The sequence below is a fragment of the Methylobacterium aquaticum genome (assembly GCF_001043915.1).
GTDB classification, from domain to species: domain Bacteria; phylum Pseudomonadota; class Alphaproteobacteria; order Rhizobiales; family Beijerinckiaceae; genus Methylobacterium; species Methylobacterium aquaticum.
Genome location: NZ_LABX01000274.1, coordinates 22067 through 30555 on the forward strand (window position 1 = coordinate 22067; position 8489 = coordinate 30555).

Genomic DNA, 8489 nt, shown 5'->3' on the forward strand with positions numbered 1-8489 from the left:
ATGAATACTCATATGGGGTAACAACAGAACTTGGCGCGATCAGGTTCCCGGCGGATCGACCGGCGTCGCGTGGGCTCACGCCGCCCGCTCGGCCTCCTCGCGTGCCGCCGCGACGCCGACCCGGTCGCGCCCGCGCGCCTTGGCCTCGTAGAGCGCCGCATCGGCCCGGGCGATCGCGGCCTCGATGTCCGGATCGCCTGCCGACACCGTCGCGACCCCGATGCTCACCGTGACCGCCATGACGCGGCCGCCATGGGCGATCTCGGCATTCCGCACCGCGGTGCAGAGGCGCTCGGCGATGTGGGCCGCCTCGGACAGGCCGAGACCGACGAGCAGCAGCACGAATTCCTCGCCGCCGAAGCGGGCCACGGTGTCGGAACCGCGCACGGCCTCCGCCAGCAGGGCGCCGACATGGCGAATCACCGCGTCGCCCGCATCGTGGCCGTGCTGGTCGTTGACGCGCTTGAAATGGTCGATGTCGGCGACCAGCACGGCGACCCCGCGGCGGCCGGCCCGAGCCTGTTCGAAAGCCTCTTCGGCCGGACCGGCAAAGCCACGCCGGTTGAGCAGCCCGGTGAGCATGTCGGTGCCGGCGGCTTGGCGCAGATCCTCGATCTGACGCCGGTAGAAGGCGGCGACCCGGGTCGAGCGGAGCGTCGCGTCGCTCAGCTCGCGCTCGACGGCGCCGAGCCGTCCCAGAAGCGCGCTCAGGGCCGCCGCGACCGCGGCGAATTCCTGCGCCTCGTCGAGGCGCGGCAGGGTCGTGGCATCGGTATCGGGGCCGATCCGGCCCATTGCGGCGGTCATCCGCCGGAGCGGCGCCGCGGCGCGATACCCGAGGGACCAGGCGAGCGCGAGGCCGAGCAGCGCGATACCGGCGCCGAGGCCGAGCAGCGCATGGATCGAATGGTGCACCGGCGCGAGGATCTGGGCCTCGGGCCGCATCGCCACCACGATCCAGCCGAGGCCGGGATCGCCGATGGCGTTCTCGCTCCGCTCGCCCTTCGCCGCCGAGGCGAAGCCTGCCAGTTGCGTCTCCCCGGCGATGGTCGCCGCGAAGGTGCCCCTCCCCTCCTCGGTCATGGCGCCGAGCCGCACCGGGTCGAATGGCGCCACGCCGAGGCGGGGCCCCAGGATCACGCGCCCGTTCCGGTCGAGCACCCACAGGTCGGTGCCGGGCAAGCCATCGTCGAGGAGCCGGCGGCGGACCCGGATGGCCCAGTCCCAGCTCAAGTGGCCGGCCAGAACCCCGATGACGCGGCCGCCGGCATCGCGCACCGGTGCCGCCAGATCGACGAGGCGCAGGGGCTCGGGATCGATCCGGACGAGGAGGCGGTTCAGGATCGCCGCCTCGTGCACGTCGCCGACGGTGGGCCGGGTCGACCCGGTCTCGAACCACGCCCGCCCGTTCATCGCCATCCCCTCGAGCATGCCCTCCGTGCCGGCCCGCACATGGCCATCCGGCGTGACGAAGCCGAGCCAGGCATAGTCAGGAGCCGTGGCGTGCATGGCCGCGAGGATGCCGCGGGTCATCGACGGGTCGGCGGCCCAGCGCTCGCGCAGGGGCACGAGGCCGGCAACGACCTGGATCTCGCGGAACCGCTCACGCACGGTGGCGTCGAGGCTCTCCGCCATGCCGACGGCGAGGCGGGCGAGACGGTCCTCGGCTAGCCCGACGGCACTCTGGCGCTCGAGCCAGATCGCCCCGCCCACCGTCGCCGCCACCAGGGCAAGGCAGAGCACGCCGACCAGCGCAGCGAGCTGGTGCTCGAAGCGGAGGCGATTCCTGAACGACACGTTGGACCTCCGCAACCGGAGTCCCGTTCTCGCCCGTCTCGCCCAACGATCGGTTCAGCCGATCGCTCGCATTCGATCGATCGTGTGGCCCAGCGCTATGCCTCCGAGGCCGGGGGGCGCCCTTGACTGTGGAGGCGCCGCTCCTGCGCCCCGCGCTCGGCCGCATCGGTGAGCTGGGTGATGAGCGCACAGGCGGCGCCAAGGGGGATCAGCAGGAACACCGTGCCGCCATCCGGCCCGCTCACCTCGGCCGCCAGGGTGTCGCCGCCGTCGATCGTGCTGACGGCGGTGACGCTGGCGATCGAGAGAACCCGGGGCCGTGCGTCGTCGGTCATACCTGCCACTCCTGCGGCACAGATGCCACGAAAGCGGCCCTGAATAACTGCTAACCGTTTACATTATAGGGAATTCCCGTCCCCGTGGGGACACCATCGCCTTAGTTCGATCGGTCTAGGCTGTATGGAAGGTTCACGGTGCCGCGCAGGTGAGGCCGCTCCCCTCGGATCGCGGGACCTGCGGATAGGCGCAGACCGGTCGCGACCAGGACACCGCCCCGCCGGCGTCACGTTTCGTGGCGATGAGTTCGCGCGGCGCCTCGCCCGCCTCGACCCAGCGCTCCAAAGCCGTCAGCGGATCGATGCCGGTATCGGCGATGCCGGGCCCCTCGGTGCCGATGCCGCAATGGTCCATGCCCGGCACCATGAACAGGCGCGCGGTGTTCTTGAGCGTGTCGAGGCCACCGCCGCTTCTGGCCAGGGCCTCATAGAAGGCGACGCTCATGAACGGCGTGACCAGCGGGTCGCCCCAGCCGTGATAGATCAGGAGCTTGCCGCCCGCATCGCGAAACGCCGACAGGTCGGAGACCGGCCGCACGGCGCCGGAGGCCGGATCGTAGGTGGCGGCGTTGTACGTCTGAGCCTGCGGCGCCATCCGGGCCGGATCGGCGGAAAAGTTGAAATCGGTCACGCGGTAGGCTGGCCCCGGCGAGGGCCAGAACGCCATGTAGCGCAGGAAATCGGCCGCGAAGAGCGGCAGGATCGCCGGCGCGTTGCCCAGCCCCGTGAGCCAGCGCGGCCAATGCGCCTCGGAGCCGAGCGGGATGCCGCCCGGATAGAGTTGCCGGCCGGCGGCATCCGTCGGGCCAGCATACCACTTCTCCAGAACCCCGACTTCCGCCTCGCTCAGGCACTTGTCCGTGGTGGCACCGGTGCAGCGCAGGGACGACGGCATGAAGCCGCATTGCCGCGGGTCGGCGACCAGCCCCTTGGTCCCCTCCGTCCCGCAGGCCGCCGCCACGGCCTCCGCCACCAGCTTGATCCGCGGGGTGGTCAGGATCGGCTTGCCGTCCGTGCCGGAATTTGCCTTCGTCACCCAGGCGAAGGTGGTGGCGACGAGGCCGGTATAGTCGAGGGCGGGCGCCCCGCTGATGATCCCGTCGAAGTCCTTCGGGTATTTCAGCGCCTCCATCGCCGCCATGCGGCCGCCGGTGGAGCAGCCGGCGAAGTAGGATTTTTGCTGTGGCCGATCGTAGAAGGCCCGCACCAGCACCTTGGACACCCGGGCGGTCTCGGTCACCGCGCGCTGGCCCCAATCCATCCGGGCGACGAGGTCGCCGGCGGCCCAGCGCCCATCGGCCGAGCCGGTGCCCCAATGGCCCCCGTCCATCGTCGAAGCGGCGTAGCCCCGGCGCAGGCCGTAATTCATCGCGTTGGTGAAGCCGGGCGCGTCCGCATTGAGCCCGCCGCAGAAGCCGCCGCAGCCGGTGCCGTAATACTTGCCGTTCCAGTTCTGGAGCGGCAGCCGCACCTCGACGCTGATCGCCGGCCGGATCGTGCCGAGCACCCGGCAATAGGCCGGCAGGTCACCGGAGGCCGGCACCTCGGCGGCGGAATGAAGGTTCACCGCCTCGATCTTGAGGTTGGCGAGCGCGCCGCACTCGCCGGCCAAGGCCGGCGCCGCCGTCAGGCCCGCAGCCAGGCCGGCCAGGATCCCCCATCTCCACGCCATCGTTCCCTCCCCGCTTTTCCGGCAGCCTAGCCGCAACCTCTTGCGCCGTCGCCAGCGGAATGCGCTAAACCCGCCGGAACGACAGAACGGGGTAGGGACACGCAATGGCGGGCAGCACGACCGGCGGGGCTTTCGAGGATGTCGGCAGCTACGATCACATCGTGGTCGGAGCGGGCTCGGCGGGCTGCGTGCTGGCCAACCGCCTCTCGGCCGATCCCCGCCGGCGGGTGCTGGTGCTGGAGGCAGGCGGGCGCGACAACTGGATCTGGTTCCACATCCCGGCCGGCTACCTCTTCGCCATCGGCAACAAGCGGGCGGACTGGCTGTTCACCACCCAGGCCGAGGCCGGCCTGAACGGCCGCCAGCTCGCCTATCCGCGCGGCAAGGTCATCGGCGGCTCGTCCGCCATCAACGCGATGATCTACATGCGCGGCCAGGCCGCCGATTACGACGGCTGGCGCCAGCTCGGCCTGGACGGCTGGGGCTGGGACGACGTCTTGCCCTATTTCCTCAAGCATGAGGACCACATCGCGCCGCCCAACGCCTTCCATCGCGCCGGCGGCGAGTGGCGGGTCGAGCCGCCGCGGATCCGCTGGGCCATCCTCGACGCGATCCGCGACGCCGCCGAGGCCGCCGGCATTCCGAAGATCCCGGATTTCAACACCGGCGACAACGAGGGCTCGTCCTACTTCCAGGTCAACCAGCGCCGCGGCCGGCGCTGGAGCGCGGCCCGCGGCTTCCTCAAGCCGGCCCTCAACCGGGCGAACCTGCGGCTCGAAACCGGCGTGCATGTCGAGCGGGTGCTGATCGAGGATGGCCGCGCCGCCGGCGTGGTGTTCGAGCGCGGCGGGCAGCGCTACCTCGCCCGGGCGACTGGCGAGGTGGTGCTCTCGGCCGGTGCCGTCGCCACGCCCAAACTCCTCGAACTCTCGGGCATCGGCGACGGAGCGCGGCTCCAGAGCCTCGGCATCGACGTCGCGCATCACGCGCCGGGCGTCGGCGAGAACCTCCAGGACCACCTGCAAATCCGCCCGGTCTACAAGGTCACGGGCGTGCCGACGCTCAACCTCACCTATGCCAACCTCGTCAGGAGAGGCTGGATGGGGGTGGAATACGCGCTGTTCCGCACCGGGCCGCTGACCATGGCGCCGAGCCAGGTCGGGGTGTTCACCCGCTCCTCGCCCGATTACGCCACCGCCAACCTCGAATACCATTTCCAGCCGCTCTCGCTCGACAAGTGGGGCGACGGCCTGCATCCGTTCGGCGCCTTCACGGCGAGCGTGTGCAACCTGCGCCCGTCGAGCCGCGGCAGCGTGCACGCGGCGAGCCCCGACCCGCTGGCGCCACCCGAGATCCGGCCCAACTACCTCTCGACCGAGGAGGACCGGCGGGGGGCGGTCGATTCGCTGAAACTGACCCGCCGCATCGTCGCCCAGGCGCCGCTCGCCCGCTACCGGCCGGAGGAGCACCTGCCGGGCCCCTCGATCGCCAGCGACGCCGACCTGCTGAAGGCTGCGGGCGACCTCGGCACGACGATCTTCCATCCCGTCGGCACCGCCCGGATGGGTCCCGACCACGAGACGGGCGCGGTGCTGGATGCACGCCTGCGGGTGCGCGGCGTGCGGGGCCTGCGCGTCGCCGATGCCTCGGCGATGCCGCGCATCACCTCGGGGAACACCAACTCGCCGACGATCATGCTGGCCGAGAAGGGCGCCGCGATGATCCTGGAGGATGCCGGGTGAAGAGGAAGGCCCGCTATTCCGCCGCCATCAGTGCGGGGGCGCGGCTGCCCTCGGACAGGTAGATCAGGCAGGAGCAGCGCAGGAGCGAGGCGAAGTTGCGCACCTCGCCGTGCCGCTCCAGCACTTCGTCGTGGAGCTTGGTGGCAAATTTCGCGACGCTGAGCCCTTCCTGGCGGGCGATCTCCTCCAGGATGGTCCAGAACGCGGCCTCGAGGCGCAGGGAGGTGCAGTGCCCGCCGATCCGCAGCGAGCGCGTCTCGTAGGCGTAGCGCTCGGGCGTCTGCTCGGCGAAGATCCGGCACATGGGGGCTCCTCCTCACATCTGTTGCCAAAACAATATTGAAGCGGGAGGCGGCTCGGCAAGCGGCGGATGCGTCGCGGGCAAAACGATTGCGATGCAGCAATCCTCCCGCGCAAGAGCCGGCGCTCATCACGCGGTGCAGCCTTGGCGGTGACGCGGCGTTGAGACTCCAACGATTCTCGGAGGATGCGCGATGGCTCAGGTGAGCGTAGCGGACGGGCTGATGCGGACGAAGCCGATCGACAGCCTGCGACAGGATGCGGAGGGCGGCGGCCACGGCCTCGAGCGGACGCTGGGGCCCTGGAGCCTGGTCGGGCTCGGCATCGGGGCGATCATCGGGGCCGGGCTGTTCTCGCTCACCGGCATCGCGGCGGCGGAGAATGCCGGGCCGGCGGTGGTGATCTCGTTTGCCATCGCGGCGCTCGGCTGCGCGCTGGCCGGCATGTGCTACAGCGAACTCGCCAGCATGATCCCGGTCTCGGGCAGCGCCTATACTTACGCCTATGCCACGATGGGCGAGTTCGTCGCCTGGATCATCGGCTGGGATCTGGTTCTCGAATACGCGGTCGGCGCCGCCACAGTGTCGGTGAGCTGGTCGAAATACGTCGCGACCCTGCTCCAGGACTGGGGCATCACGCTGCCGCCGCGGCTGCTGCATTCGCCATTCGAGACAGTGCCGCTCGCCGACGGATCGACCGTGCACGGCCTCGTCAACCTGCCGGCGGTACTGATCCTGTGCCTGATCTCGCTGCTGCTGATGCGCGGCGTGCGCGAATCGACCCGGGTCAACAGCGTGATCGTGGTGGTCAAGATCGCGGTGGTGCTGGCCGTGGTCGGCGTCGGCCTGTTCTACGTCAAGGCGCAGAACTACGTCCCGTTCATCCCGGAGAACACCGGCACCTTCGGCGAGTACGGCTGGAGCGGCATCATGCGGGCGGCCGGCGTGGTGTTCTTCGCCTATATCGGTTTCGACGCGGTCTCGACGGCGGCACAGGAGGTGAAGAACCCGCAGCGCACGATGATGGTCGGCATCCTCGGCTCGCTCGCGGTCTGCACGGTGCTGTACATCGCCTTCGCGGCGGTGCTCACCGGCCTCGTTCCCTACGCATCGATGAAGGGCGATGCGGCTCCCGTCGCCACCGCCATCCGGCAGACGCCGTTCCCGTGGCTCCAGACCCTGGTGACGCTCGGCGTCATCGCGGGCTTCACCACCGTGATGCTGGTGCTGCTCTACGGCCAGTCACGGGTGTTCTTCTCGATGGCGAATGACGGCCTGCTGCCGAGAGTCTTCGCCGTCGTCCACCCGACCTGGCGCACGCCCTATCGCTCGAACCTGTTCTTCATGGTGTTTTCGGCGCTGCTCGGCGGACTGACCCCGATCAGCACCCTCGGCCACATGACCAGCATCGGCACGCTGCTGGCCTTCATCATCGTCTGCGCCGGCGTCGTCATCATGCGGCGGACACACCCGGACGAGAAGCGGGGCTACCGCGTCCCGCTGGTGCCGCTGGTGCCGGCGGCGGGCATCCTGGTCTGCCTCGGCATGATGCTTTCCCTCGACGGCGAGACCTGGCTGCGCCTGGTCGTCTGGCTGGTGATCGGGCTCGCGATCTATTTCGGCTATGGACGGCGCCACAGCCGGGTCGGCCGCGCAGCGGCGGGCTGAGATCTCGGCGGCCGGCGGGCCTCGACGCTCCCCTCCCCTGGCAGGGCCGCGCGGAATCGGGCTAAGGCAGTCCGATCCCGCGCGCAGCGCGCGTCACAGAGGCTGTTCGTCATGGAGATCCACAGGAGCGGATCCCGCCCGTCGCAAGCGGGCTCCGCGGAGTACTTCACGGGCCGGGTGCGGATCGACCCGCTCCTCAGCCCGCCGGATCCGGCCCGGGTCGCCGGCGCCCATGTCACTTTCGAGCCGGGCGCGCGGACGGCCTGGCACACCCACCCCCTCGGCCAGACCCTGATCGTCACGTCCGGCCTCGGCTGGGCGCAGCGCGAGGGCGGGCCCGTCGAGGAGATCCGGCCCGGCGACGTGGTGTGGTTTCCGCCGGGCGAGAAGCACTGGCACGGCGCGACCGCAACGACCGGCCTGAGCCACATCGCCATCCAGGAGAAGCAAAACGGCAGCGCCGTGACCTGGCTTGACCCCGTGACCGACGCCGAATACAGCGCGCGATAAAGGACCCACACCCATGCCGCACGTCATCGTGAAGCTCTATGCCGGCCGCAGCGACGAGCAGAAGCAGCGCATCGCCGACGAGATCACCAAGGCCCTGATGAATGCCGCGGGATCCTCGGAAGGCTCGATTTCGGTGGCGATCGAGGATGTCGAACCCGATGCCTGGATGGCGAGCGTGTACGAGCCCGATATCGCCGCGAAGGCCGACACGGTCTTCAAGAAGCCCGGCTACGCCCCGGCCTGAACCCGAAAAACCCCGCCGGCCGAGCCTGAGCGGGGTTTTTCGTGTGGTTGGTTGCGGGGACAGGATTTGAACCTGTGACCTTCAGGTTATGAGCCTGACGAGCTACCGGGCTGCTCCACCCCGCGCCAAGGCGCGATCCGAGATCGTGACTGAGGGAATGTTGCCGTGCTTGGCAGGTCTGGCGGTGACCGACTCTCCCGTGTCTTGAGACACAGTACCATG

Annotated in this window: 8 protein-coding genes and 1 tRNA gene; 4 read left to right on the plus strand and 5 right to left on the minus strand. The window is 69.9% G+C overall.

What is annotated here, in order from left to right; translation table 11 throughout:
- Positions 1–75: 75 nt before the first annotated feature.
- From VP06_RS28880 to VP06_RS28890, 3 genes are all read right to left on the minus strand, one after another.
- Positions 76–1797, minus strand: a complete 1722-nt coding sequence (locus VP06_RS28880) for a sensor domain-containing diguanylate cyclase (RefSeq protein ID WP_048467253.1) — start codon at positions 1795–1797, stop codon at positions 76–78.
- Positions 1798–1892: 95 nt separating this feature from the next.
- Positions 1893–2132: a hypothetical protein gene (locus VP06_RS28885; protein ID WP_048467254.1), complete on the minus strand. Its 240-nt coding sequence runs from the start codon at positions 2130–2132 to the stop codon at positions 1893–1895.
- 133 nt (positions 2133–2265) lie between these two features.
- Positions 2266–3804 carry a tannase/feruloyl esterase family alpha/beta hydrolase gene (locus VP06_RS28890; RefSeq protein ID WP_053082078.1) on the minus strand — a complete coding sequence of 513 codons (1539 nt, stop codon included), beginning with the start codon at positions 3802–3804 and terminating at the stop codon, positions 2266–2268.
- 104 nt (positions 3805–3908) lie between these two features.
- On the opposite strand from VP06_RS28890, the gene VP06_RS28895 reads away from it, so the two are divergent.
- Entirely contained in the window at positions 3909–5546 is a 1638-nt protein-coding gene (locus tag VP06_RS28895; RefSeq protein ID WP_048467255.1) for a GMC family oxidoreductase, read from the plus strand.
- 13 nt (positions 5547–5559) lie between these two features.
- Here the strand turns inward: VP06_RS28895 and VP06_RS28900 are convergent, their stop codons facing one another.
- Positions 5560–5850: a ribbon-helix-helix domain-containing protein gene (locus VP06_RS28900; RefSeq protein ID WP_048467256.1), complete on the minus strand. Its 291-nt coding sequence runs from the start codon at positions 5848–5850 to the stop codon at positions 5560–5562.
- 190 nt (positions 5851–6040) lie between these two features.
- Between VP06_RS28900 and VP06_RS28905 the strand changes: the two genes are divergently transcribed.
- The 3 genes from VP06_RS28905 to VP06_RS28915 all read left to right on the plus strand — a co-directional run bounded on the left by VP06_RS28905 (position 6041) and on the right by VP06_RS28915 (position 8267).
- On the plus strand, positions 6041–7513 hold the full coding sequence (locus VP06_RS28905; protein ID WP_048467257.1) for an amino acid permease: 1473 nt from the start codon (positions 6041–6043) through the stop codon (positions 7511–7513).
- Between the two features lie 111 nt (positions 7514–7624).
- The gene (locus tag VP06_RS28910) at positions 7625–8023 is read left to right on the plus strand and encodes a (R)-mandelonitrile lyase (protein ID WP_048467258.1); all 399 of its coding nucleotides are present in this window, start codon (positions 7625–7627) and stop codon (positions 8021–8023) included.
- Positions 8024–8036: 13 nt separating this feature from the next.
- Entirely contained in the window at positions 8037–8267 is a 231-nt protein-coding gene (locus VP06_RS28915; protein ID WP_048467259.1) for a tautomerase family protein, read from the plus strand.
- Between the two features lie 48 nt (positions 8268–8315).
- Here VP06_RS28915 and VP06_RS28920 read toward each other — a convergent pair.
- A tRNA-Met gene (locus VP06_RS28920) sits at positions 8316–8392 on the minus strand.
- Positions 8393–8489: the final 97 nt, after the last annotated feature.